This window comes from Pseudaquabacterium rugosum (assembly GCF_038066575.1).
Taxonomy (GTDB): domain Bacteria; phylum Pseudomonadota; class Gammaproteobacteria; order Burkholderiales; family Burkholderiaceae_C; genus Pseudaquabacterium; species Pseudaquabacterium rugosum.
This window is the reverse complement of the sequence record NZ_JBBUTF010000003.1, coordinates 89,383-112,713: the sequence shown is the minus strand read 5'-3', so window position 1 is coordinate 112,713 and position 23,331 is coordinate 89,383. Positions and strand designations below refer to the sequence as shown.

Annotated in this window: 20 protein-coding genes and 2 tRNA genes; 6 read left to right on the top strand and 16 right to left on the bottom strand. The window is 72.0% G+C overall.

The features are described from left to right. Positions 1 to 127: 127 nt before the first annotated feature. On the top strand, positions 128 to 805 hold the full coding sequence (gene phaR, locus AACH11_RS03075) for a polyhydroxyalkanoate synthesis repressor PhaR (RefSeq protein ID WP_341372733.1): 678 nt from the start codon (positions 128 to 130) through the stop codon (positions 803 to 805). A 165-nt stretch (positions 806 to 970) separates the two neighbouring features. Here phaR and AACH11_RS03070 read toward each other — a convergent pair. The 12 genes from AACH11_RS03070 to AACH11_RS03015 form a co-directional block, all read right to left on the bottom strand. After that, positions 971 to 1,046 (bottom strand) — tRNA-Asn (locus tag AACH11_RS03070). Between the two features lie 105 nt (positions 1,047 to 1,151). After that, positions 1,152 to 1,227 (bottom strand) — tRNA-Asn (locus AACH11_RS03065). Positions 1,228 to 1,366: 139 nt separating this feature from the next. Then, positions 1,367 to 2,443, bottom strand: coding sequence for an NAD(P)/FAD-dependent oxidoreductase (locus tag AACH11_RS03060; protein WP_341372732.1), 1,077 nt, complete (start codon positions 2,441 to 2,443; stop codon positions 1,367 to 1,369). A 20-nt stretch (positions 2,444 to 2,463) separates the two neighbouring features. Continuing rightward, the gene (gene fdxA, locus AACH11_RS03055; RefSeq protein WP_341372731.1) at positions 2,464 to 2,787 is read right to left on the bottom strand and encodes a ferredoxin FdxA; all 324 of its coding nucleotides are present in this window, start codon (positions 2,785 to 2,787) and stop codon (positions 2,464 to 2,466) included. A 160-nt stretch (positions 2,788 to 2,947) separates the two neighbouring features. Beyond that, entirely contained in the window at positions 2,948 to 3,643 is a 696-nt protein-coding gene (locus AACH11_RS03050; protein ID WP_423228689.1) for an SAM-dependent methyltransferase, read from the bottom strand. Between the two features lie 170 nt (positions 3,644 to 3,813). Next, positions 3,814 to 5,133 (bottom strand): sulfate adenylyltransferase subunit 1, encoded by a 1,320-nt coding sequence (locus tag AACH11_RS03045; RefSeq protein ID WP_341372729.1) that lies wholly within the window; start codon positions 5,131 to 5,133, stop codon positions 3,814 to 3,816. Positions 5,134 to 5,135: 2 nt separating this feature from the next. Beyond that, the gene (gene cysD / locus AACH11_RS03040) at positions 5,136 to 6,131 is read right to left on the bottom strand and encodes a sulfate adenylyltransferase subunit CysD (protein ID WP_341372728.1); all 996 of its coding nucleotides are present in this window, start codon (positions 6,129 to 6,131) and stop codon (positions 5,136 to 5,138) included. Beyond that, positions 6,128 to 6,940: a phosphoadenylyl-sulfate reductase gene (locus AACH11_RS03035; RefSeq protein WP_341372727.1), complete on the bottom strand. Its 813-nt coding sequence runs from the start codon at positions 6,938 to 6,940 to the stop codon at positions 6,128 to 6,130. The genes cysD and AACH11_RS03035 overlap by 4 nt, the downstream gene beginning before the upstream one ends. Before the next feature lie 109 nt (positions 6,941 to 7,049). Beyond that, positions 7,050 to 7,595, bottom strand: coding sequence for a DUF934 domain-containing protein (locus tag AACH11_RS03030; protein WP_341372726.1), 546 nt, complete (start codon positions 7,593 to 7,595; stop codon positions 7,050 to 7,052). Positions 7,596 to 7,631: 36 nt separating this feature from the next. Beyond that, complete coding sequence (locus tag AACH11_RS03025) at positions 7,632 to 9,323, bottom strand: nitrite/sulfite reductase (protein WP_341372725.1); 1,692 nt, start codon at positions 9,321 to 9,323, stop codon at positions 7,632 to 7,634. Positions 9,324 to 9,507: 184 nt separating this feature from the next. After that, positions 9,508 to 10,482, bottom strand: a complete 975-nt coding sequence (locus tag AACH11_RS03020; RefSeq protein ID WP_341372724.1) for a sulfite exporter TauE/SafE family protein — start codon at positions 10,480 to 10,482, stop codon at positions 9,508 to 9,510. A 311-nt stretch (positions 10,483 to 10,793) separates the two neighbouring features. Next, positions 10,794 to 11,357, bottom strand: coding sequence for a phasin family protein (locus tag AACH11_RS03015; RefSeq protein ID WP_341372723.1), 564 nt, complete (start codon positions 11,355 to 11,357; stop codon positions 10,794 to 10,796). 270 nt (positions 11,358 to 11,627) lie between these two features. Here AACH11_RS03015 and AACH11_RS03010 point away from each other — a divergent pair, with 270 nt between their 5' ends. From AACH11_RS03010 to AACH11_RS02990, 5 genes are all read left to right on the top strand, one after another. Further along, positions 11,628 to 12,587, top strand: coding sequence for a histone deacetylase family protein (locus AACH11_RS03010; RefSeq protein WP_341372722.1), 960 nt, complete (start codon positions 11,628 to 11,630; stop codon positions 12,585 to 12,587). A gap of 155 nt (positions 12,588 to 12,742) precedes the next feature. Next, a complete protein-coding gene (locus AACH11_RS03005) occupies positions 12,743 to 14,188 on the top strand; it encodes a sodium:proton antiporter (protein WP_341372721.1) in 1,446 nt (481 codons plus the stop codon). Between the two features lie 77 nt (positions 14,189 to 14,265). Next, a complete protein-coding gene (locus AACH11_RS03000; protein ID WP_341372720.1) occupies positions 14,266 to 15,309 on the top strand; it encodes a 2-hydroxyacid dehydrogenase in 1,044 nt (347 codons plus the stop codon). 94 nt (positions 15,310 to 15,403) lie between these two features. Beyond that, entirely contained in the window at positions 15,404 to 17,035 is a 1,632-nt protein-coding gene (locus AACH11_RS02995; RefSeq protein ID WP_341372719.1) for a DNA recombination protein RmuC, read from the top strand. Continuing rightward, positions 17,032 to 18,243 (top strand): MFS transporter, encoded by a 1,212-nt coding sequence (locus AACH11_RS02990; protein ID WP_341372718.1) that lies wholly within the window; start codon positions 17,032 to 17,034, stop codon positions 18,241 to 18,243. The genes AACH11_RS02995 and AACH11_RS02990 overlap by 4 nt, the downstream gene beginning before the upstream one ends. A gap of 154 nt (positions 18,244 to 18,397) precedes the next feature. Here the strand turns inward: AACH11_RS02990 and AACH11_RS02985 are convergent, their stop codons facing one another. From AACH11_RS02985 to AACH11_RS02970, 4 genes are all read right to left on the bottom strand, one after another. Then, positions 18,398 to 18,994 carry a DUF4124 domain-containing protein gene (locus AACH11_RS02985; protein WP_341372717.1) on the bottom strand — a complete coding sequence of 199 codons (597 nt, stop codon included), beginning with the start codon at positions 18,992 to 18,994 and terminating at the stop codon, positions 18,398 to 18,400. A gap of 267 nt (positions 18,995 to 19,261) precedes the next feature. Then, positions 19,262 to 21,352 (bottom strand): M3 family metallopeptidase, encoded by a 2,091-nt coding sequence (locus tag AACH11_RS02980; protein WP_341372716.1) that lies wholly within the window; start codon positions 21,350 to 21,352, stop codon positions 19,262 to 19,264. A 244-nt stretch (positions 21,353 to 21,596) separates the two neighbouring features. Next, on the bottom strand, positions 21,597 to 22,457 hold the full coding sequence (gene folD / locus AACH11_RS02975) for a bifunctional methylenetetrahydrofolate dehydrogenase/methenyltetrahydrofolate cyclohydrolase FolD (protein WP_341372715.1): 861 nt from the start codon (positions 22,455 to 22,457) through the stop codon (positions 21,597 to 21,599). A gap of 169 nt (positions 22,458 to 22,626) precedes the next feature. Then, positions 22,627 to 23,262: a response regulator transcription factor gene (locus AACH11_RS02970; RefSeq protein ID WP_341372714.1), complete on the bottom strand. Its 636-nt coding sequence runs from the start codon at positions 23,260 to 23,262 to the stop codon at positions 22,627 to 22,629. Positions 23,263 to 23,331: the final 69 nt, after the last annotated feature.

Below are 23,331 nucleotides of genomic sequence, written 5' to 3'. Positions count from 1 at the left end.
CCTCAGGTCGGCCGTTTCCGCCGGGCTTGACGCGGCGCAGGACGCTCCGTCGTCCGGGGGTTTGCCCGCGACCGTCGGTCCTCGGCCCGCTCCTTAGAATGGTGCTGCATTGCATCAGGAGAAGACCATGCCCAGCCGCCGTCGCGCTGCCCAGACCGATACTGCCAGCGCCAGCGCTGCCCACGACCCCGAACTCGCCGCGGCGCAGGCGCAAGCCGATGCCGAGAATGCCGAAGCGCCTGCTCCCGGCTCGCCCGCTGCCGACGAGGCGCCGGCCGGCGCGCGCGGCCGCGTGATCAAGAAGTATCCGAACCGTCGCCTCTACGACACCCGCACCAGCAGCTACATCACGCTGCAGGACGTCAAGCAGATGGTGCTCGACGGTGAGGTGTTCGAGGTGCGCGACGCCAAGACCACCGAGGACATCACCCGCAGCATCCTGCTGCAGATCATCCTCGAGGAAGAGACCGCCGGCATGCCGATGTTCAGCACCCAGATGCTGGCGCAGATCATCCGCTTCTACGGTCACGCGATGCAGGGCATGGCCGGCTCCTACCTGGAGAAGAACCTGCAGACCTTCGTCGATCTGCAGAACCGCTTCGCCGAGCAGGGCAAGGGCCTGTACGACCCCAAGGCCTACACGCCCGAGGCCTGGGCCCAGTTCATGGGAACCCAGAACCCGCTGATGCAGGGACTGATGGGCAGCTACGTCGAGCAGAGCAAGGCGCTCTTCACGCAGATGCAGGAGCAGTTCCAGAAGGGCGCGTTCTTCCCCGGCATGCCGGGTTTCGGGCCCAAGCGCTGAGGTCGTGAGGGCGGGGCGGCGGCATCGTTCGATCCGCCGCCCTGGCGCACGTCACCCGGAGATGATGTGTCCGCTGCTGCTGGCGGATGCCGTCGTCGGGCGTGCGCAAAACAAAAAGGCCTTGCATCGCTGCAAGGCCTTCGATGCCACCGCGAGGTGGCTGTTTGGCTCCCCGACCTGGGCTCGAACCAGGGACCTACGGATTAACAGTCCGGCGCTCTACCGACTGAGCTATCGGGGAAGGGATCTTGTGCAGATCTTGTATGTCGGACCGGCCATACGGTGGCGACCGGTCGTCTTGATCGCGCATCGCGCACCGTGAGGCGCTGCGTGCGTGTTCTGTTCTTGGCTCCCCGACCTGGGCTCGAACCAGGGACCTACGGATTAACAGTCCGGCGCTCTACCGACTGAGCTATCGGGGAACAGAAGCTAGCAGTATATGCTGGATTCTTCGGGGACGTCAACAGCCGCGGTGAAAAAATTCGACGGTCTGCAAACGGACGGCTTCAGGGGTTTCAGGCGCTTCAGGGATTCGGCGCGAAGCCGGTTCCGCGCCACGGCTCAGGCCTTGTCCGCCGTGACCTGCGGGCGCACGCCCAGCAGCTCGTGCAGACGCGGGCTGGTGGTCGTGTACTGCAGCAGGATGCGCTGGTCGGGCCGCAGGCGCTCGGCGATGGCGAAGGCCGCCAGCGTGGCTTCGTGGAAGCCGCACAGCAGCAGCTTGCGCTTGCCGGGGTAGGTGTTGATGTCGCCCACGGCATGGATGCCGGGATGGGCGGTCTCGTAGCGGGCGGTGTCGACCGGCAGCAGCTTGCGCTGCAGGGCCAGGCCCCAGTCGGCCAAGGGTCCCAGGCGGGGGCTCAGGCCCAGCAGCGGGATCAGGCGTTGGGCCTCCAGGCGGGTTTCCTGGTCATCGGCGTCGATCACCTGCAGGGCTTGCAGTCTGCGGCCGTCGTCGGTGGTGTGCAGGGCCAGTGGCTGGGCCGCGACGAAGTGCAGGCGGCCGGCACCGCGGGCGGCCGCGAGGCGGGCCTGCAGCGCATCGCTGGCGCGGAACTGGTCGCGCCGGTGCAGCAGGGTGACGCGGGCGCAGCGGCCGTCGTCGGCCAGGTCGCAGGCCTGGGTCAGCGCGTCGTCCTCGTCGCCCAGCACGATGACGTGCTGTCCGTCGAGGTCGTCGGGCAGGGGCTGCGGCAGGCGGCGCTGGTGCAACTGGCCAGGAGCCAGGTGCTCGATGCCGGTGAGCCTCAGTTCGCGTGGCAGGAAGGCGCCGGCGCCGGCGGCCAGCACGAGTGCACCTGCATCGAAGCGGGTGCCGGCCGACGTCTCGACATCGAAGCGGCCGTCCTCGCGGGGGCGCACCTGCGTGACCAGCTGGTCCAGGTGCAGCCCGGGCTTGAACGGTGCGCACTGGCGCAGCAGGCGCTGTGTCAGCTCCCGGCCGCTGACCTCGGCCAGGCCGGGAATGTCGTAGATCGGCTTCTCGGGATAGAGCTCGATGCACTGGCCGCCGGCTTGGGGCAGCGCATCGACGACATGGGCCTGCAGCTCCAGCAGGCCCAGCTCGAAGACCTGGAACAGGCCCACGGGGCCGGCGCCGACGATCAGGACATCGGTGGTGATCGGGGCGGGCGCCATCGCCGCGGGCTGCCGTCGGCTTACTTGATCAGCTCGGACAGCTTGCCCGTGCGGTCCTTCCACTCGGCGTGGTCGGGCAGGGGTTCCTTGCGCTTGGTGATGCTGGGCCAACCCTTGGCCAGTTCGGCGTTCAGCGCGATGTAGGCCTGCTGATCGCCGGGCACATCTTCCTCGGGCATGATCGCGTTCACCGGGCACTCGGGGATGCACACCGCGCAGTCGATGCATTCTTCGGGATCGATGGCGAGGAAGTTCGGGCCCTCGCGGAAGCAGTCGACGGGGCAGACGTCGACGCAGTCGGTGTACTTGCAGCGGATGCAGGCTTCGGTGACGACGTGGGTCATGATCGTGTGGTGTTGGGGTACTGGCAGTCTGAGGCCGACGGGCTGACCCTCTGGCGCGGTTGACCGCATCGCAAAGGGTCGGATTTTATGCGGGAGCACTGGGGCGGCTCCCGAGTCCGGTCTTGGGGCAAGGGCTTGCGCTGGCGCAAGCGCGGAAGAATCAGGCGTCCGACGGCGGATCGGTACCGTCGTCTGGCCCATCGACGGGCGCCGCGCACCGGCCGTCGGCCGCCCCGGCGCCGACCGTGACCACGGCCGGACGTCCCGCGTGCAGGCCGGCGGCGGTGGGCAGATCCGCGACCGTCAGCGTCGAGACCCGCGCATCGGGCCAGCCGGCGCGTGAGACGACGAGGGCCGGCGTGGCCGCGGGCCAGCCTGCGGCCAGCAACTGGGCGGCCAGCGCCGGCAACTGGCGCCCGGCCATGTAGAACACCTCGGTGTCGGCGCTGCGTCCGACCTGCAGGCGGCCCAACTGGGTCATGGCCGTGCTCAGGCTGACGCTGCGGCCGTGGCCGCGGCGGGTCAGCGGGCGGGCCGTCTGCGCGGCGGCCGCCTGGGCCGCGCTGATGCCGGGGATGACCTCGACCGCGTGGCCGGCGGCCTGCACCGCCTGCAGCTCTTCTTCGAGGCGGCCGAAGATCGACGGATCGCCGCCCTTGAGCCGCGCCACACGCGGGTGCAGACCGGCCTGTTCGACCAGCAGCGCATTGATCGCCGCCTGGCCGGTGGCATGGGCGAAGCCGCGTTTGCCGACGTCGATCCATTGCGCGTCCGGCGCCAGGGCACGCAGCGCGGGGTCGGTCAGCGCATCGACCAGCACGACCTGCGCACCCGCCAGGCGCTGTGCGCCGCGCATCGTGATCAGGTCGGCCTGACCGGGGCCGGCCCCGATGAAGGCCACGCGGGCCGGCCAGGCCGGCACGTCGGCACGCAGGGTGTCGACCAGCGGGGCGGTCAGCGGGTGATCCGGAGTGGCCGGAGCCGGGGGGGTGTGCGACGTCATCCTGAGGGGCTTCAGCCGGCCGGTCAGGCGGGGTCGGCCGGTGCGCGCACCAGCAGGGCGCCGCTGGTGCGGTTGCTGGCGGCATCGACCAGGATCATCGCGCCGGCCACGCGGTTGTCCGCATAGGCCTCCAGCGGCAGCGGCTGCTGCAGCTCGATGACGACCTCGCCGATGTCGTTGACCTGCAGCGATTCGGCCTCGGCCGGCACCAGGGTGTGGATGTCGAGCCGGTGGCGGATCTGCGCGATGCGGGCCTGCACCCAGCGGTGGCCGTGGCGCACCCAGTACTTGCGGCCGGGCACGGCGGGCTCGGTGTCCAGCCAGCACAGTGTGGCGCTGAAGCGCGGGTGCACGCCCAGGCTGGCCGGGCTGGCGATCCAGTCGCCGCGCGAGATGTCGAGTTGGCGGTCCAGCACGATGCCGGCGGATTCCCCGGCCTGCGCGCTGTCGACCTCGCGGCCGGCGCGCCGCAGCCCGGCGACGACCGCGCCCTGGCCGCTCGGGAACACCTGCACCGCCTGGCCGATCTGCACCGTGCCGTGGGCGATGCGGCCCCAGAACACGCGGGCCTGGTGGCCGGAGCCCTTGATGCCGGCGTCGCCGTCCTCGGCCTCGTCGCGGGTCACGTACTGCACCGGCTGCAGCAGCGCGCCGTCGGTGCGTTCCTGCGTGGTCGGCAGGTGCTCCAGCAGTTCCAGCAGCGAGGGGCCGTCGTACCAGGCGGCGTCCAGCCGGCGCGTCACGTTGTCGCCGCGCAGCGCGCTGACCGGCACCACGGCGGCCACGGCGATGCCGGCCTCCTGGGCGAACGCCCGCAGCGCCTGCTCGACGGCCGCGTAGGCGGCGCCGGCATCGTCACCGACGGCGTCGAGCTTGTTGACGGCGAAGACGATCGACGGCACGCGCAGCAGATGGGCCAGCAGCGCGTGGCGGCGGGTCTGCGGCAGCAGGGCCACCGGCGGGCGGCGCCAGTCCAGCTTGGTGATGTCGACCAGGACCACGGCGGCGTCGCTGCCGGCCGCGGCCGTCACCATGTTGCGGGTGTACTGCTCGTGGCCCGGGGCGTCGGCGATGATGAACTTGCGCCGGCGGGTGGCGAAGTAGCGGTAGGCGACGTCGATGGTGATGCCCTGCTCGCGCTCGGCCTCCAGGCCGTCGGTCAGCAGGCTGAGGTCGATCGCCTCGCCGGCGGCGCGCTGCTCCAGGTTCTCCAGCTGGTCGGCCAGGATGGCGCGGCTGTCGTAGAGCAGACGGCCGATCAGCGTGCTCTTGCCGTCGTCGACGCTGCCGGCCGTCAGGAAGCGCAGGGCGCGGTGGTCGGTGGTGGGCGCGGTGTCGCTCATGATCAGAAGTAGCCTTCCTTCTTGCGGCGTTCCATCGACGCGTCGCTGGTGCGGTCGTCCATGCGGGTGGCGCCGCGTTCGCTGACGGTCACCGTCAGCGTCTCGGCCACGATGTCGGCGGCGCTGGCGGCCGTGCTCTCGACCGGGCAGGTGCAGGTCATGTCGCCGACGGTGCGGAAGCGCACGGTGGCCGTCTCGACCGTCTCACCGGCCTCCGGTGGCGTGACGTCGGTCAGCGGCACCAGCAGGCCCTTGCGGCGGATGACCGGGCGCTCGTGGCGGTAGTACAGGCCGGGCAGCGGGATGTTCTCGCGGGCGATGTAGAGCCAGACGTCGAGTTCGGTCCAGTTGCTGATCGGGAAGGCGCGGAAGTGCTCGCCCGGGCGGATGCGGGTGTTGAACAGCGTCCACAGCTCGGGCCGCTGCTCCTTGGGCTGCCATTGGCCGAAGCTGTCGCGGTGGCTGAAGATGCGCTCCTTGGCGCGCGCCTTCTCCTCGTCGCGGCGGGCGCCACCGATCAGGCAGTCGAAGCGGTTCGCCTCGATGGTCTCCAGCAGCGTGACCGTCTGGTGGCCGTTGCGCGATTCCAGCGGATGGGCCAGGCGCACCGTGCCCTGGCGGATCGAGTCCTCCAGATGGCCGATCACCAGGCGCTCACCGATCTCCTCGACGCGCTGGTCGCGGAAGGCGATGACCTCGGGGAAGTTGTGGCCGGTGTCCACGTGCACCAGCGGGAAGGGCAGCTTGCCGGAGAACCGGGGCCGTTCACCGCGGGCGTTCAGCTGGCGCTTGAAGGCCTTCTCGGCCAGATGCAGCACGACGCAGCTGTCCTTGCCGCTGGAAAACAGCAGGCCCGGCCGCTCGAAGGAGGCCGCGACCTCGCGCAGGATGAAGATCGCCTCTTCCTCCAGCCAGTCGAGGTGGCGGTGGTCCAGCTCGGGCAGCAGGCGGTCGAGGTCGACCGGCGTGCTGACGGTCGGGCTGAGGTGCTGGCTCACGGACGGCCTCCGATCGGCGAGACGGCGCCGGCCGGCGGCAGCATCGAGACCTCGCCCGCGGCCTGGCTGTCGTCCGCTTCGTCGTCGGCCTTCACGTGCAGGCCGCATTCCTTGGCGCCGTCCTGCTCCCACCACCAGCGGCCCGAGCGGAAGTCCTCGCCGACGGCGATCGCCCGCGTGCACGGCGCGCAGCCGATCGAGGGCATGAACTGGTCGTGCAGCGGGTTGTAGGGCACCTGGTGGCGCTGGACGTAGGTCCAGACGTCGGCCCAGCTCCAGTCGGCCAGCGGGTTGAGCTTCTCGCGGCGGCTGCCGTCGGCCAGGGTCTCGGGCTCGACGAAGGGCACCTCACCCCGGGCGTTGCTCTGCTCGCGGCGCAGACCGGTCACCCAGGCGGTGCGGCCGGCCAGCATGCGGCCCAGCGGCTCCATCTTGCGCACGCCGCAGCAGGCCTTGCGCAGCTCCAGGCTGCGGTACATCGCGTCGGCGCCGTTGGCCTGCACGAAGGCCACCACCTGCTCCTGCACCGGGCGGAACACCTCGACCGGCAGGCCGTAGTGGGCGGTGATGCGGCCGATCAGCGCGACCGTCTCGTCGTGCAGTGCACCGGTCTCCAGCGTGGCCAGCGGGATGGCCAGGCCGTGGCGCGCGATCAGGTCGGTGATGACCATGTCCTCGACGCCCAGGCTGGTCGATTGCAGCGCGGTGCCGGGATGGCGGGCGGCGCCTTCGCGCAGCACGTTCAGGGCGTTGGCCACCCGGTCGTCGAAACCGGGGGTGGCACGGGCGTAGAGGTCGATCGCGCTCATGGGTGGGCTCCTCAGCGGATAACGGTGGAATTCAGGTGTCTCTGGCGGCGACGGACCGGGCCCGCCACCGCGCGCGGCACCCGGTGCGGTGCCGCGCGCGGTGCTGGCCTCAGATGCCCTGGCCGGCGGCCGCGTCGGCCGCGGCCTGGCGCTGGGCGGTCAGCTCGGCACCCAGATCGCGCGAGAAGGCGGGCCTGGGCTGGTTCACGTCGCCCTGGTAGTGGCCGGGGAAGAAGCCCAGCGCCCGCTCGGCGCTCTCGCGCTTCTGGTCGTGGCGCAGCACGACGGCGTCGAAGCCGGTGCGCTGCAGCAGCGGCATCATGTCGACCAGCACGTCGCCGGTGGCGCGGATCTCGCCGGCAAAGCGCCAGCGGGCGCGCAGCAGCCGGGCCTGGCTGTAGGCGCGGCCGTCGACCCACTTCGGGAACTGCAGCACCAGCAGCGACAGGCGCGGCAGATCGGCGGCCAGCGTCTCGATGTCGGTCGTGTTGGGCACGATCACGCCGACGGCCATGCCGGCCGGCCAGGTCTCGCGCACGGCGTGCCACTGCTCCAGCGTCAGCAGCAGGTGGGCGGCGGCCTGCGGATGCGGCTGCGGGCCGTCCTCGCCGAGTGCGGTGTGCCAGGCGTCGTGATGGGTGTCGATGAACTTCATGGGGTGTTCCTCGGGTCCGTTCGGTCCGGTGCCGCCTCAGTGGCGGGCGGTGGTCTGGCGCTGGGCGTCGGCGGCGGCCTTGAAGGGCGCGAGGCCCAGGCGCTTGACGCAGTCGATGAAGCGCTCGGCGCCGCTGTCGCGCTGGGCCCGGTAGGTGTCGATGATGGCTTCGACCGCGTCACCGACCTCGTCGGCCGCGAACGACGGGCCGATCACCTTGCCCGGAACGGCGTCGCCGCTCTGGGCCGAGCCGTCGGAGCCGCCGAGGGTGATCTGGTACCACTCGCTGCCGTCCTTGTCGACGCCGAGGATGCCGATGTGGCCGCTGTGGTGGTGGCCGCAGCTGTTGATGCAGCCGCTGATGTGCAGATCGATGTCGCCGATGTCGAAGGCCTCGTCGATCTCGGCGAAGCGCTCGGTCAGGTCGGCGGCGATCGGGATCGAGCGGGCGTTGGCCAGCGCGCAGAAGTCGCCGCCCGGGCAGTTGATCATGTCGGTGATCAGGCCGATGTTGGGCGTGGCGAAACCGCCGGCCTTGGCGGCTTCGTGGAGCGCCGGCAGGTCGGCCTGCTTCACGTAGGGCAGCACCAGGTTCTGGTCGTGGCTGACGCGCAGTTCGCCGCAGCTGAACTGCTCGGACAGCGCGGCCGCGCCGTCCATCTGCTCGGCGGTGACGTCGCCCGGCGCCTGGCCGGCGCGCTTGAGGCTGAGCTGGACGCCGACGTAACCGGGCACCTGATGCGCCATCACGTTGCGCTGCAGCCAGCGCTGGTAGGCGGGCGAGGCGTCGGCCGGCGCGGCCACGGCGGCGCAGGGCTGCACCGCGGCCGGGCGGGCGAAGCAGGCGGCGATGCGGTCGAATTCGGCCTGCGGGATCAGTTGCAGGCCGGCGCCGACGTCTTCCTTCAGGATGCGCTGGAACTCGGCCTCGACCTGGTCGAAGTACTTCTGGCCCTCGGCCTTGACCAGGATCTTGATGCGCGCCTTGTAGGCGTTGTCCCGGCGGCCGTAGCGGTTGTAGACCCGCACGATGGCTTCCAGGAAGCACAGGATCTGGTCCCAGGGCAGGAACTCGCGGATCACCGAGCCGGTGATCGGCGTGCGGCCCATGCCGCCGCCGACCAGCACCTTGAAGCCGACCTCGCCGGCCGCGTTCTTCAGCAGCTGCAGGCCGACGTCATGCCAGGCGATGGCCGCGCGGTCCTCGACGGCGCCGGAGACGGCGATCTTGAACTTGCGTGGCAGGAAGGCGAACTCGGGGTGCAGCGTGCTCCACTGGCGCATCACCTCGCAGTAGGGGCGCGGGTCGACGATCTCGTCGGCGGCCACGCCGGCCATTGCATCGGTGGTGATGTTGCGGATGCAGTTGCCGCTGGTCTGGATGCCGTGCATGTCGACCTCGGCCAGCAGGTCCATGGCGTCGGCGGCCTTGGGCAGCGGGATCCAGTTGTACTGCAGGTTCTGGCGCGTGGTGAAGTGGCCCCAGCCCTGGTCCAGCTCGCGGGCGATCTTCGCCAGCTGGCGCAGCTGGAAGGCGCCGAGCGCGCCGTAGGGCACGGCCACGCGCAGCATCGGGGCATGGCGCTGGATGTACCAGCCGTTCTGCAGGCGCAGCGGACGGAACTCCTCGTCGCCGAGCTCCCCGCTGAGGTTGCGCTGCAGCTGGTCGCGGAACTGGGCGGCGCGGGCGCGCACGAACTGGCGGTCGAAGTCGGTGTACTGGTACATACGCGGAGGCGAGGTTCGGTGGCGGGCTCGCGACCGGTCGCCTGAAGGGTCAGGCGGGCCGGTCAGCGGTCGCTGGCGTCGCGGGCCGCGACGGGCGCGGCCGTCGGCGGATCACAAGGGGCGAAATTATCGGCCATGCGCGGGCGCCGGCCTGGGGGGATGAGCGTGCGGACGTGCAGGTGTCTCAGGCCAGCGCGCGCCACAGGTTCCAGCAGCTGATGCCGGTGATCACCGTGCCGACCAGCACCAGCAGCACGCGGGTGTGCAGATGGCGGGTCAGCAGGGCGGCCAGCGGGGCGGCGAACAGCCCGCCGACGACCAGTCCGGCGACGGTGGGCCAGGGCGTCTCCTCGACCAGCAGCGTGAACACGCCGGCCGAGACGAAGGTCAGGAAGAACTCGGCCAGGTTGACCGAGCCGATGGTCGTGCGCGGGTCATGGCCGGTGCCCACCAGGGTGGTGGTCACGACCGGGCCCCAGCCGCCGCCGCCCACCGCGTCGACGAAGCCGCCGAACAGGCCGAGCTTGGCCACGTGGCGCGGCTCGCCGCGGTGCGGGCGGATCTTGCGGAAGACCTTGCTGATCACGTAGAGGCCCATCAGCGCCAGATAGGCCGAGATCCAGGGCTTGATCAGCGCCGCGTCGACCCAGGAGACGACCATCGCGCCGGTGATGGCGCCGGCCATGCCCGGCAGCAGCAGGCGCAGGAAGATCTGGCGGTTGACGTTGCCCAGCTTGATGTGGGAGATGCCCGAGACGCCGGTGGTGAAGACCTCGGCGATGTGCACGCTGGCCGAGGCCACGGCCGGGCTGGAGCCGGTGGCCAGCAGGAAGCTGGTGCTGGTGATGCCGTAGGCCATGCCGAGCGCGCCGTCGACGGTCTGGGCCAGCAGGCCGACGGCCACGGCCGACCAGAACACCCGGCTGTCCAGCGTCTCGCGGATCAGCGTCCAGCCGCTGGCACCGTCATCGCGGTTGAACAGCTGCAGGCCCAGCGTCAGGACGGCGCCGGCCACCAGCACCACCACCGCCCACATCGCGACGCGCAGCACCGGGTGGCGGGCGGCCTCGATCAGCTCATGTTCGACCGGCGGCAGACCGAGGCTGGCGTGCTCGGCATTGACGGCCGTGGGGGTGTGGTCGAGGTCGCGGATCTTCACGGCAGGGCTTCTTCGGGTCAGGCGCGCTGGACGGCGTCCGGCGCAGGCGCGACTGTAGTCAGCTCTTCTTAGACTTGGAACGAATCATTCATTGGATATCAATTCCATATGGTTATGAAAAGGACTGATCCCGCGAATGGCCGCCGGAAAAAAGAAAAAGCCCGATGGCGGAACCATCGGGCTCAAGGTACCCAGAGGGCGGTACCGAGGAGACAACCTGACACACACGACCGTCGCCGCCCGCGGGCCGGCACCGGTCAGGGTGATGGAGCGGGTGCGGTCCCCGGAGGTTCCGCGCCCGCGCCGGCCGATCAGGCCGCGCGCTTGGTCGCGGTCTTGCTGGCGGCCTGGCTGGCCTTGACCGCGGTGGTGGTCACGGCGTTGAAGTTGGCCTCGGCGATCTCGGCGGCCTGCTTGGCGGCCTTGTTGACGCTCTCGTAGGCGTTGTTGGCGGCGGTGATGGCCGACTTGACCAGGGTGACCGCGTTCTCGGTGCCGGCCGGGGCGTTCTTCAGCGCGCCGTCGACGGCCGAGACGAAGCTCTTCTGCAGCTCGGTCAGCTGGGCTTCGGCGGTCTTGGTGAATTCAGCGGACGTGGTCGAGGCGATGTCGTAGACATGGCGGCTGTAGGCGGCGGCCTTCTCGGCCGACGGCTGCAGCAGGCTGGCCTGGAGGGCCATCAGCTCTTGCGCATCCTTGACGGCCAGCATGGCCTTGGCGTTCTCGGCGCTCTCGCTGAGGGCGGCCTTGGCGACCTGCATGTTCAGCTCGACCAGCTTCTCCACGCCTTCGAAGGCCTTGCCGGTCAGGCCGACGAGGGTCTCGAGGTTGGCCTTGGCTGCAGCGCTCAGTTGCTCGGGGGTCAGATAGGACATGCTTTGCTCCTTGAATCAGTGGGGGGACCGGTGGGGTGCAAGGCGGCTCCGAGGGGACTGCTCCTGATCTTTCGACCAGCTCGTGCTGCACTGCAACATGGTCCCCAGTATACGGCCGCCGCGGCAGCTTGCAAGTGTTTTTGTTGCGCTGCAACAAAGACGTGTTGCCGGCCTGCCGCACCGATCGGGTGCCACACGCTGGCGCGCGCCCGTGCCGCGGTCCGGCACACCACGGCGACCGCCAGCATGGGCCCGCACAATGTCCGTGCGATGAAGATCTACAGCAACAGCCGCTGGTCGCTGGACCTGCCGGCCGGCCACCGCTTCCCGATGCCCAAGTACGAGCGCCTGCGCGAGCGGGTCGAGGCGCGGTGGCCGCAGTGGCCGGTCATCGAGGCGCCGCCGGCCAGCGACGGCGAGCTGGCCCTGGTCCACACGCCGGCCTACATCGCCCGCGTGCGCGACGGCACGCTGAGCGCGGCCGAGCAGCGCGAGATCGGCTTTCCCTGGAGCCCGCGCATGGTCGAGCGCAGCCGCCGCTCGGTGGGCGCGACCATCGCCGCCGCGCGGGCGGCGCTGGCCGAGGGCGTGGCCGTGCACCTGGCCGGCGGCACCCACCATGCCTCGGCCGACAAGGGCTCCGGCTACTGCGTCTTCAACGACTGTGCGGTGGCGGCGCGCCTGATGCAGGCCGAGCACGCGCGGCGCCGGCGCGATGCGCTGCGCATCTGGGTGATCGACCTCGACGTGCACCAGGGCAACGGCACGGCCGAGATCTTCCAGGGCGATCCGACGGTGCACACGCTGTCCCTGCACGGCGCGCGCAACTTCCCGTTCCGCAAGGTGGCCGGCGATGTGGACGTGGACCTGCCCGACGGCACCGGCGACGCCGACTACCTGGCCGCGCTCGATGCTGCGCTGCTGCAGTCCTGGGCGGCGCAGGCGCAGCAGGGGGCGCCCGGGCTGGCCTTCTACCTCGCCGGCGCCGATCCGCACGAGGGCGATCGCCTGGGCCGACTGAAGCTCAGCGCCGAGGGTCTGGCCGAGCGCGATCGCCGGGTGTTCGCCGCGCTGCAGGCCTGGCGGGTGCCGGTGGCCGTGACCATGGCCGGTGGCTACGGCCACGACATCGATGTCACCGTCGAGCTGCAGGTGGGCACCGTCGGCCTGGCGCTGACGGCCTGGTGGGGCGGGTCCGACCGGGCCGCGCACGTGCAGACCGGCCCCTAGAATCCGCCGCCGCCCGGGGATGCCACGCCGGCCGGCCGCGCCCGCGCGGCGCCGCTCCGGTCCTGCCCGGTCCTGTCCCGGGGTCGGGGTGCACCGGTCGCCGATGTGGGCGTCCCGCACGCCTTTCCGTGGTCCGCCTCCCGCCGTCGTCCGCCATGCCCCTGTCCGCCTCTTCCTCCGCCCGCCCGGGCCGCCGGCTGCGCCCGGCCCACCTGTGTGCCGTGCTCGGCCTGCTGCCGGTCTGGGCGCGGGCCGCCGAGATCGACGGCGCCGCCCTCGGCGTGGCCTGGGCCGTGCCCTTCATCGGCATGCTGCTGTCGATCGCGCTGATGCCCTTGCTGCTGCCCAAGGTCTGGCACCACCACTACGGCAAGATCGCCGCCGGCTGGGCGGCGGCCTTCGTGCTGCCGTATCTGCTGCAGGCCGGGCCCGCGTCCACCGCCGGCGTGCTCTGGCACATGGTGCTGGGCGAGTACCTGCCCTTCATCGTGCTGCTGACGGCGCTGTTCACCGTCTCCGGCGGCATCCTGCTGCGCGGCAATCTGCACGGCAGCCCGGGGCTGAACACCGGCATCCTGGCGCTCGGCGCCGTGCTGGCCAGCCTGATGGGCACCACCGGCGCGTCGATGCTGCTGATCCGCCCGCTGCTGCGGGCCAACGACGACCGGCGCCACACCACCCATGTCTGGGTCTTCTTCATCTTCATCGTCAGCAACATCGGCGGCTCGCTGACGCCGCTGGGTGATCCGCCGCTGTTCCTGGGCTTCCTGCAGGGCGTGCACTTCGGCTGGACCTTCAGCCACCTGCTGCCCGAGACCGGCTTCATGCTGGTCGTGCTGCTGGCGCTGTTCTGGCTGATCGACCGCCACTGGTACGCGAAGGAAGGTGTGCTGCCGGTCGATCCGACCCCGGACAGCCCGCAGGGCCTGTCGATCGAGGGCCGGCTGAACTTCCTGCTGCTCGGCGCCATCGTCGGCCTGGTGCTGATGTCGGGCACCTGGAAGCCGGGCATCGAGGTGACGCTGGGCGGCGTCGCGGTGGCGCTGCCCAGCCTGCTGCGCGATGCCGGACTGGTGGCCGTGACCCTCGCCTCGCTGGTGCTGACGTCGCGTGCCGTGCGCGAGGACAACCAGTTCGGCTGGGCGCCGATGCAGGAGGTGGCCAAGCTGTTCGTCGGCATCTTCGTGACCATGCTGCCGGTGCTGGCCATGCTCAAGGCGGGCGAGGCCGGGGCCTTCGGTGCGGTGGTGCGTGCCGTCACCGGGCCCGACGGCCAGCCGCTGCCCTGGGCCTATTTCTGGGCGTCGGGCCTGCTGTCGTCCTTCCTCGACAACGCGCCGACCTACCTGGTGTTCTTCAACCTGGCCGGTGGCGATCCGGTGCAGCTGATGGGCCCGCTGGCCTCGACGCTGGCGGCGATCTCGGCCGGCTCGGTCTTCATGGGCGCCAACAGCTACATCGGCAACGCCCCCAACTTCATGGTCAAGGCCATCGTCGAGGACCGCGGTCAGACCATGCCCAGCTTCTTCGGCTACATGGCCTGGTCCTTCGGCATCCTGGTGCCGCTGTTCGCGCTCGTGACCTGGATCTGGATGCGCTGAGGCGCACCGCCGGACCCGGACCCGGACCCGGATCCGGGTCTGCCCCTGATCGTTCCCGTCATTCCGAGGAGCTTCCGATGACCGTCGCCCCCGCGGCCTGTACCACCCGCAGCCAGCGTCCCCGCATCTTCGTCGGCGTGCCGATCTTCGCCGAGGTGCTGCAGGCGCTGGCGGCGGACTTCGAGGTCGTCGCGCCCTGCGGCACCGACACGCCGGCCGACTGGAGCGGCCCGGCGCTGGCCGCCGCGATGGCCGGCTGCGACGGCGCCTTCGTCGCCGGCACGGTGCCGGTCGATGCCGCGCTGATCGCCGCCTGCCCGACGCTGCGCGCCGTCTGCACGATGGCGGTGGGCTACAACAACATCGACGTGGCGGCCTGCACGGCCGCCGGCGTGCTGGTCAGCAACGCGCCCGACGTGCTGACCGAGACCACCGCCGACTTCGGCTTCGCGCTGATGATGGCCGCCGCGCGCCGCATCGCCGAGGGCGAGCACTACCTGCGCGCCGGCCGCTGGAAGCACTGGCGCTACGACCTGCTGGCCGGTGCCGACGTGCACGGCGCCACGCTCGGCATCCTGGGCATGGGCCGCATCGGCCAGGCGATCGCCCGGCGCGGGGCGGCCGGCTTCGGCATGCCGGTGGTCTATCACAACCGCAGCCGCCTGCCCGAGGCCACCGAGGCCGCGCTCGGTGCGCGCTGGGTCGACAAGGACACGCTGCTGCGCACGGCCGACCACCTGGTCATCGTCGTGCCCTACAGCGCGTCCAGCCATCACCTGATCGGCGCGGCCGAGCTGGCCTGCATGAAGCCCACCGCTACGCTGACCAATGTCGCGCGCGGCGGCGTGGTCGACGATGCGGCGCTGGCCGATGCACTGGCACGCGGCGTGATCGCCTCGGCCGGGCTCGACGTGTTCGAGGGCGAGCCGGCCGTCCATCCGGCGCTGCTGCAGGTGCCCAATGTCGTGCTGACGCCGCACATCGCCAGCGCCAGCCTGCGCACGCGGCGCGCGATGGCCGATCTGGCCGTGCGCAACCTGCGCGCGGTCTTCGGCCTCGGCGAGGAGGCCGGCCGGCCTCCGACGGCCCTCAATCCCGAGGTGCTGGCGCGCGTCGGCTGAGGGCGTCCGCGGCCCCGGGGCTGCGGACGCGGACGTCCGGGCGTATCGGCCCACGGCCGTGCGGCACCGGCGTGGCCCGCGTGACAATGCGCCGATGCCCGACTCCGTCCTCTCGACGCTGGCGGTGGCACTGCTGATCGGCGTGCTGCTGCTGCTGGCGCTCCTCATCTTTCTCGTCTGGCGGCTGGCGGAGCGTCCGGCCGCCGGCATCGATGCCGCCGCGCTGCAGGCGCTCGCCGCCGCCCAGCGCCAGGAGCTGGTGCGGCTGCAGCAGGCGCAGACCCAGGCCCAGGCCGAGGCCGAACGCGCCACGCGCCAGGAGCTGCAGGCCACGCTCGGCCTGTTCCAGCGCGCGCTGCAGGCCCAGTACGGCGACCAGGCGCGCACGCTCAACGACCAGATCGACAGCCTGCGCACCCAGCAGGCGCTGCTGCAGCAGCAGCTCGACCACGGCCAGCAGCAGGCCCTGGCCCAGCAGCTGCAGCAGTCGCGCGAGGCTCGCGAGGCGCAGGACGGCGCCAGCCGCCTGCTGGCCCAGGCCCAGGCCGAGGCCCTGCAGCGCTTCGGCCAGCTGCTGGGCAGCCAGTTGCAGGCGCTCAGCGAGGGCCAGGCCCAGCGCGCGACCGAGCTGCGCACCGAGCTGCAGACCCAGCTGGGCCAGATCCGCGGCGGCCTGGCCAGCGCGCTCGACGGCCTGCGCCAGGACAACACGCGCCAGCTCGAGCAGATGCGCGCGACGGTCGACGAGAAGCTGCAGGCCACGCTGGAGGCGCGGCTGGGCGAGAGCTTCCGTCAGGTCGCCGAGCGGCTGGAGCAGGTGCACCGCGGGCTCGGCGAGATGCAGCTGCTGGCGCGCGACGTCGGCGCGCTGCAGCGCGTGCTCAGCAACGTCAAGACGCGCGGCGTCTTCGGCGAGGTGCAGCTGGCCGCCCTGCTGGAGCAGGTGCTGACGCCGCAGCAGTACGGCGTCAATGTCGAGACCGTGCCGGGCAGCGGCGCGCGGGTCGAGTTCGCGATCCGGCTGCCGGGGCGCGGCGGTGCCGAGGCCGCGGGGGCCGGTGCCGCGGCCGGAGCGCCGGCCGCCGACGGCGCGCTGTGGCTGCCGATCGACGCCAAGTTCCCGCGCGAGGACCACGAGCGCCTGCTCGATGCCCGCGAGCGCGGCGACACGCCGGCCATCGAGGTCGCCGCCCGCGCGCTGGAGCAGCGCCTGCGCCAGGAGGCGCGGCGCATCCGCGACAAGTATCTGGCGGCGCCCTGGACCACCGACTTCGCCATCCTCTTCCTGCCGACCGAGGGCCTGTATGCCGAGGCGCTGCAGCGCCCGGGCCTGGGCGAGGCCCTGCAGCGCGAGCACCGTGTGCTGCTGGCCGGCCCGACCACGCTGCTGGCCCTGCTCAACAGCCTGCAGATGGGCTTTCGCACGCTGGCGCTCGAGCAGCGCAGCGCCGAGGTCTGGGAGGTGCTGGGCGCCGTCAAGACCGAGTTCGCCAAGTTCGGCGACGTGCTGGCGCGCACCCGCCGCAAGCTGGAGGAGGCGGGCAACAGCATCGGCGCGGCCGAGGTGCGCACGCGGGCGATGGCGCGCCGGCTGCGGGCGGTCGAGGCGCTACCGGAGGCGCGCGTGGCCCAGTTGCTGCCCCCTGACGAGGCCGCGGCCGACGCGCTGCCGGCCCCGGCCGGGCCGCTGTCGGCGGGGACCGACGGATCGGGTGCCGGCGCGTGAGGTCGCCCGGCCATGCCGGCCCGGCCCTGGGCGCGGTCGTCGTCTGGATGATCGCGGCCCAGGTCGCGCTGCATGCGCAGATGGCCGGCGTGCGCCTGCTGCTGCCGCTGCAGGTGCTCGACGACGGGGGCGGCGCGCTGGGGGCCGGTCTGCTGCAGGGCTTGTTCGCGGTGCTGCCGGTGCTGCTGGCCCTGCCGGCCGGGCGCCTGGCCGATCGCCACGGCTACCACCGGCCGCAGCGGGCGGCGATCGCGTGCGCGCTGCTGGGCTCGGCCTGCGCCTGGGCGGCCACCGTCTGGGCCGAGGCGCGCGCCCCGCTGCAGGCGCTGGCCGCGCTGGCCAGCGGTGCCGGCGCCAACATCGGCCTGATCGCGCTGATGCGCAGCGCCGGCCGCCTGAGCGACGATCCGGCGCGCCGGCTGCGCCTGTTCGGCTGGGTCGGCGTGGCGCCGGCGCTGGCCAATGTGCTGGGACCGGTCGGCATCGGTCAGCTGATCGACCATGCCGGCTGGGCCTGGGCCGCGGCCAGCACGCTGGCGCTGCCGGTGCTGGCCGCGCTGGTGGTGACCCGGGTGCCGCCCGAGCCGCGGCCGGCGCCGCCCGCCTGTCCGGCCGCGCGAGATCCGGCCGGCGGCCGTTTCGCGCTGCTGCGCCGGCCCGGCATGCCGGCCTTGCTGGCGGTCAACGCGCTGCTGTCGGCGACCTGGGACGTCCACACTTTCGCCGTGCCGCTGCTCGGCCATGCGCGGGGGCTGTCGGCCGGCACCATCGGCCTGGTGCTGGGCTGCTTCACCGCGACGGTGACGCTGGTGCGGCCGGTCGCGCCGCTGCTGGCCGACCATGTGCGGCCGCTGACGGTGCTGCGCACGGCGATGGTGGCCGCCGGTGGCGTGTGCCTGGTCTATCCGTGGAGCCAGGGCGCGCTGTCGATGGCGGCCTGCGCGATGGCGCTCGGGCTGGCCCTGGGCGCGGTGCAGCCGATGGTGATGGCCACGCTGCACCAGCTGACGCCGGCCGCGCGCCATGGCGAGGCGATCGCGCTGCGCTCGATGACGATCAATGCCTCGGCCGCCGTGCTGCCCTTGATCTTCGGCCTGGCCGGGGCCGGCTTCGGCGTCGGCATGCTGTTCTCGATCATGGGGCTGGCGGTGGGGGCGGGCAGCCAGATCGTGCCGCGGCTGGTGCGGGTGCTGGCGGCGCGGTCCTGAGGCGCGGTCCTGCCGAGGCGCTCTGCACGGACGTGGCGCGGGCGCGCGGTGCCGGGCGTGACAGCGAGCGGGGTGCGGTGTCGGGGTGCGCCTCGGGTGCCGTCGTGGGGGCCGTCGTGGAGCTTGCCGCTGACGCTCCGGCGCCGGCCGCCGCTCAGCGCAGCAGCGGGCCCAGCGTGGATTCGGGCAGATCGACGCGGCTGGGGGGCCGCGCGGCGGGCGGCGCCTCGGTGTCCGGCGCCAGGCCGCTGGACAGGGGCAGGGGGCTGGCCGGCGTCCAGCGCGCGCTCAGCCGCGACTGCCGCGGGTAGCCGGCCTGGTCCAGCAGCCGCTGCCAGTCCTCGGCCAGCCAGCCCAGCTGCCACAGCTGGCCGACCCGCAGCACCGGCAGGTCGGTGGCCGCGGTCAGCTGCTCCAGGCGCTGCACGTCCTCCTGGTAGAGCACCAGGCGCTCGGCATAGGGAATGCCGCGGGCCTGCAGCAGCCGGCGACCGGCGTCGCAGGGCTGGCAGTCGGGGGCGGTGATCAGCAGGACCGGATGGCTGAGCGCCAGCGGCTGAAGCTCGGCGGGCAGCGCCTGGCGGTCGTGGATCTCGACCCGATCGCGGCGGGTCTGGCCGGGCCTGGGCTGGGCGCCCAGCGGCGGCAGATCGCCATAGCTGATGCGCCCGTTCTCGTCGACCTGCTTGTACTGCGCGTCGGCCGGCAGCGCCGTGCCGGCCAGCGCGAGGGTGCACAGCAGCGCGGCCACCGATGTCCGGCGGGACGGCCGGACCTGGGCGGCCGGACGCGTCGACGGGGCAGGGGGGGCGCACCGGCCCGTCAGGCCGTGCCGCGGACAGGGTGGACGGGGCGGGCGCAGCGGAGGGCGGGGCAGACAGCGGTGGGCGTGGAACACGGGGCAGCTCGGCACGGGCGCGCGGATGACGCCTGCACTCTAGCGCCTGCCGTGCAGGGGCGCCGCGGGCCGCCGCGGGCCGCGTGAGCCTTTGCTCACGGAGCGGACCGCCCCCCGGTCTCAGCCGGCCATGCCCTGGTGGCGCAGCAGCGCGTCGATGCGGGGCTCGCGGCCGCGGAAGGCCTTGAAGTTGTCCAGCGCCGGGCGGCTGGCGCCGGCCTCCAGGATCTCGCGCCGGAAGCGTTCGCCGACGGCCGGGTTGAACACGCCTTCCTCCTCGAAGGCGGCATAGGCGTCGGCCGACAGCACCTCGGCCCACTTGTAGCTGTAGTAGCCGGCCGAGTAGCCGCCGGCGAAGATGTGGCCGAAGCTGTGGGCGAAGCGGTTGTAGGCCGGCGGGCGCACGACGGAGACCTCGGCACGCACCTCGTCCATCACCGCCAGGATGCGACCGGCGGCGTCGGCCTCGCTGTGGATGCGCATGTCGAACAGCGCGAACTCGATCTGGCGCAGCGTCTGCAGCCCGCTCTGGAAGTTCTTGGCCGCCAGCATGCGCTCGTAGAGGGCGCGCGGCAGCGGCTCACCGGTGTCGACATGGGCGGTCATGCGCGACAGCACCTCCCACTCCCAGCAGAAGTTCTCCATGAACTGGCTGGGCAGCTCGACCGCGTCCCATTCCACGCCCGAGATGCCGGCCACCGACAGCTCGTCGACCTGGGTCAGCATGTGGTGCAGACCGTGGCCGAACTCGTGGAACATCGTGATCACGTCGTCATGGCTGAGCAGCGGCGGCTTGCCGTCGCCCGGGCCCGCGAAGTTGCACACCAGATGGGCGACCGGCGTCTGCAGCGTGCCGTCCGGGCGACGCCAGCGGCCGACCACGTCGGCCATCCAGGCACCCGAGCGCTTGCCCGGCCGTGCCGCCAGATCGAGGTAGAAGCGGCCGACCAACTGCGGCGCGCCGTCGCCCTGGGTGCCCGGGGCGGCATCGCGCTCGATGCGCCACAGTTGCACCGACTCGTGCCAGACCGAGGCGCCGGTTTCCTGGCGGATGCGCACGCCGAACAGCGTCTCGACGATGCCGAACAGCCCCTGCAGCACGCGCGGCTGGGTGAAGTACTGGCGCACCTCCTGCTCGCTGAACGCGTAGCGCGCCTCCTTGAGCTTCTCCGACACCCAGGCCTGGTCCCAGGACTGCAGGTCGTCCAGGCCCAGCGTGCGGGCGTGGGCCTTGAGCTCGTCCAGATCGCGCTCGGCGTGCGGGCGGGCGCGGGTGGCCAGGTCCCGCAGGAAACCCGTCACCTGCGCGGGCGAGTCGGCCATCTTGGGCAGCAGCGACAGCGTCGCGTAGTCGCCCAGGCCCAGCAGCACGGCCTCCTCGGTGCGCAGGGCCAGCAGTTCGCCCATCAGCGCGCTGTTGTCGCGTTCGGCGGGGCCGAACTCGCTGGCGCGGGTGACGTAGGCGCGGTAGAGCTCCTCGCGCAGCGCACGGTCGTCGGCGTACTGCATGACCGGCAGATAGACCGGCATGTGCAGGGTCAGCTTGTGGCCGGCCTTGCCCTCGGCCTCGGCGGCGGCGCGGGTGGACTGGCGCACGTCATCGGGGACGCCGGCCAGCCGCTCGCCTTCGACGTACAGCGCATAGCCATCGGTGGCGTCCAGCACGTGCTCGGAGAACTGCTGGGCCAGCTCGGCGTGGCGCTCCTGGATCTGCGCGAAGCGGGTCTTGGCCTCGCCCTGCAGTTCGGCGCCGGACAGGCGGAAGTCGCGCAGCGCCAGCGTCAGGGCCTGGCGGCGCGGCGCGGCGAGCGCGGCCGCGGAGGGCGTGGCCGCCAGCGCCTTGTAGCGGGCGTACAGGCGCTCGTCGGCGCCCAGCCGGGTGTGGAACTCGGTGATGCGGCCGAGGTTGGCGTTGTAGGCATCGCGCAGCTCGGGCGTGTTGGCGACGGCGTTGAGGTGACCGACGGCGTTCCAGGCGCGGTTCAGCCGCTCCAGCGGCACGTCGAGCACGGCCGACAGCCGCTCGTAGTCGGCCTGCGCATCGTCGCTGGCCGCTGCGGCACCGGCGCCGACGGCCTGCTCGAGCGCGGCCTCGGCGGCCGGCAGCAGCACGTCGAGAGCCGGGCCCACGTGCTCGGGCCGGATGGCGGCGAAGTCCGGCAGGTCGGTCGGCGAGGCGGTGCTGTCGAGCAGGGGGTTGGCGGTGCGCATGGGCGAGGAGGGCTCCCGGGTTGAGGTGACGGCGCGCGAATCGCGCCCGACGCTGCAGTGTGCGTCAGGCGCCATCGGTGCGCATCATCGTGCCGAGGATGCGCGCGGCGCGTTCAGGGGATATCGGGCGGTTTCCGCGGTCTGCAAGAGCCGCCGGAGTCGACCGCCGCACGCCATGCCCGAGCCGTCGGGCCCGGATCGCCCGCCCCTGACTCCGTCCGTCAGGTGGCGGGTCCGGGGCCGGTCAGGCCGCCGTGCCGGCGGCGCGTTCGGCCGCTTCCAGCGTGTTGACGAGCAGCATCGCGCGCGTCATCGGGCCGACGCCGCCGGGCACCGGGGTGATCCAGCCGGCGACCTCGCTGACACCGTCGAAATCGACGTCGCCGCACAGCCGGCCCTGCTCGTCGCGGTTCATGCCGACGTCGATGACGATGGCGCCGGGCTTGACCATGTCGGCCGTCAGCACCTTGCGCTTGCCGACGGCGGCGACCACCACGTCGGCCTGGCGCGTCATCGCGGCCAGGTCGGGCGTCGCGCTGTGGCAGACGGTGACGGTGGCGTTGGCCGCCAGCAGCAGCAGGGCCATCGGCTTGCCGACGATGTTGCTGCGGCCGATCACCACCGCGTGCTTGCCCTTGAGGTCGTAGCCGATCGACTCCAGCATCTTCATGCAGCCATAGGGCGTGCAGGCCTTGAAGCCGGGGCGGCCGATCAGCAGCGCGCCGGCCGAGGCGACGTGGAAGCCGTCGACGTCCTTGGCCGGGTCGATGGTCTCGATGACCTTCTGCGCGTCGATGTGGCGCGGCAGCGGCAGCTGCACCAGGATGCCGTGGATGGCCGGATCGGCATTCAGCGCACGGATGCGCGCCAGCAGCGCGTCCTCGGCCAGATCCGCCGGGTGGCGCTCCAGCAGGCTCTTCATGCCCACGCCCTCGCAGTCGGCGACCTTGTGCTTGACGTAGACCTGCGAGGCCGGATCCTCCCCGACCAGCAGCACGGCCAGGCCGGGCTGGCAGCCCTGGGCGGCGAGCTCGGCGACGCGGGCGGCCACGCGCTCGCGGGTCTGGCGGGCCAGGGCGTTGCCGTCGATCAGTTGTGCGGTCATGAGGGGTCTCGTGTTGTCGTGAAAGCACACAGGCCGCTGGTTCACAGCGGCCTGCTCGGGAGAGGGGCGTCAGCGGCCGGTACGGCGCGGGCCTGCGTGAGCAGGGCCGGCGGCGTCCGTCCGGAACGCTGGGGGGACGCGAAGGATGCGCGTTGGGGGCGATCCCTGGTCAGGCCTTGGCGGCGCCGGTGGAGTTCGCACCGAGTGCGATCTTCAGCAGGTCGGCCACCGTGTTGGCATTGAGCTTTTCCATGATGTTGGCGCGGTGCGCCTCCACCGTCTTGATGCTGATGCCCAGGTCGTCGGCGATCTGCTTGTTCAGCCGGCCGGCGACGATGCGCTCGAGCACCTGGGCCTCACGCGTGGTCAGGCGCGACAGCAGCGCGTCGCGGCTGGCCTGTTCCTGGTGGTGGCTGAAGGCGCTGCGGGCCTGGTCGAGCATGCGCTCGACGAGGGCGATCAGCTCGTCTTCCTTGAACGGCTTCTCGATGAAGTCCATCGCGCCCTTCTTCATCGTCGTCACCGCCATCGGCACGTCGCCGTGGCCGGTGATGAAGACGATGGGCAGCGGGCTCTTGCGCTCCATCAGGCGGTCCTGCAGGTCGAGGCCGCTCATTCCGTCCATGCGGATGTCGGCGATCAGGCAGGCCACCTCACGCGGGTCGAAGCGGGACAGGAAGCTCTCGGCCGAGTCGAAGCACTTGACGCGGTAATCCTTGCCTTCGAGCAGCCACTGCAGGGAGTCGCGAACGGCCTCGTCGTCATCGACGACGTAGACCGTGCCTTTCTTGGGAATCAGGCTCATGAGGAAGGTCGGTGCGTGATGGACGCGGCGCGTGAAGACGGCACGTGCGCCGCCGGGCCTGGTCGACTC

Excerpts from the sequence above, each read along its gene's own strand:
- AACH11_RS03005 (WP_341372721.1), top strand. The coding sequence starts at position 12,743 with ATGCCCCTGTCCGCCTCTTCCTCCGCCCGCCCGGGCCGCCGGCTGCGC.
- AACH11_RS03025 (WP_341372725.1), bottom strand. The coding sequence starts at position 9,323 with ATGTACCAGTACACCGACTTCGACCGCCAGTTCGTGCGCGCCCGCGCC.
- AACH11_RS03035 (WP_341372727.1), bottom strand. The coding sequence starts at position 6,940 with ATGAGCGCGATCGACCTCTACGCCCGTGCCACCCCCGGTTTCGACGAC.
- fdxA (WP_341372731.1), bottom strand. The coding sequence starts at position 2,787 with ATGACCCACGTCGTCACCGAAGCCTGCATCCGCTGCAAGTACACCGAC.
- AACH11_RS03000 (WP_341372720.1), top strand. The coding sequence starts at position 14,266 with ATGACCGTCGCCCCCGCGGCCTGTACCACCCGCAGCCAGCGTCCCCGC.
- AACH11_RS02980 (WP_341372716.1), bottom strand. The coding sequence starts at position 21,352 with ATGCGCACCGCCAACCCCCTGCTCGACAGCACCGCCTCGCCGACCGAC.
- AACH11_RS03045 (WP_341372729.1), bottom strand. The coding sequence starts at position 5,133 with ATGAGCGACACCGCGCCCACCACCGACCACCGCGCCCTGCGCTTCCTG.
- AACH11_RS02995 (WP_341372719.1), top strand. The coding sequence starts at position 15,404 with ATGCCCGACTCCGTCCTCTCGACGCTGGCGGTGGCACTGCTGATCGGC.
- folD (WP_341372715.1), bottom strand. The coding sequence starts at position 22,457 with ATGACCGCACAACTGATCGACGGCAACGCCCTGGCCCGCCAGACCCGC.
- phaR (WP_341372733.1), top strand. The coding sequence starts at position 128 with ATGCCCAGCCGCCGTCGCGCTGCCCAGACCGATACTGCCAGCGCCAGC.
- AACH11_RS03050 (WP_423228689.1), bottom strand. The coding sequence starts at position 3,643 with ATGCGCGGCGCACAGCGCCTGGCGGGTGCGCAGGTCGTGCTGGTCGAT.
- AACH11_RS03010 (WP_341372722.1), top strand. The coding sequence starts at position 11,628 with ATGAAGATCTACAGCAACAGCCGCTGGTCGCTGGACCTGCCGGCCGGC.
- AACH11_RS02970 (WP_341372714.1), bottom strand. The coding sequence starts at position 23,262 with ATGAGCCTGATTCCCAAGAAAGGCACGGTCTACGTCGTCGATGACGAC.
- AACH11_RS03015 (WP_341372723.1), bottom strand. The coding sequence starts at position 11,357 with ATGTCCTATCTGACCCCCGAGCAACTGAGCGCTGCAGCCAAGGCCAAC.
- AACH11_RS03060 (WP_341372732.1), bottom strand. The coding sequence starts at position 2,443 with ATGGCGCCCGCCCCGATCACCACCGATGTCCTGATCGTCGGCGCCGGC.
- AACH11_RS03030 (WP_341372726.1), bottom strand. The coding sequence starts at position 7,595 with ATGAAGTTCATCGACACCCATCACGACGCCTGGCACACCGCACTCGGC.